Source organism: Streptomyces millisiae (assembly GCF_031845425.1).
Taxonomy (GTDB): Bacteria; Actinomycetota; Actinomycetes; order Streptomycetales; family Streptomycetaceae; genus Streptomyces; species Streptomyces millisiae.
The window spans coordinates 1-380 of record NZ_JAVREM010000434.1 but is presented as its reverse complement, the minus strand read 5'-3'; the positions used below and the strand labels follow the sequence as shown (position 1 = coordinate 380).

Below are 380 nucleotides of genomic sequence, written 5' to 3'. Positions count from 1 at the left end.
GGCGCCGAGCCGGGACTTCGTGGCGGTGCCGTCGAGGGCGGTCAGCGCGGCATCGAGGCCCGCCTGGTCCGTCGCGTCCCTGCCCCGTACGGACGCCGCGATCTCCCCGTTGACGTGGGCCACCGCGCGGTCGACGCCCTTGCCGTGCCAGCGCGCGGAGTCCCCGTCGCGCAGTTCCACGGCTTCCCGGGCGCCGGTGGAGGCGCCGGAGGAGACGCCGAGGAGGAACGGGTCGGCGAGCTGGTTCCGTACGAGGGCCTGGAGGACCGTGCCGATGACGGCGAGTCCAGCGCCGACGACGATGCCGAGCAGGACCCGGGGCAGCCGCACGTCCAGGACGATCGTGCGGAACGGGCTCGCCTCCGCCCGCCCGGTCAGGA

The 380-nt window shown here is 75.5% G+C and carries 1 protein-coding gene; it reads right to left on the bottom strand.

The genetic code is table 11. The features are described 5' to 3' along the window. The coding region (locus RNC47_RS37455; protein WP_311605353.1) for an iron chelate uptake ABC transporter family permease subunit at positions 1–378 on the bottom strand (378 nt) is incomplete at its 3' end. Positions 379–380: the final 2 nt, after the last annotated feature.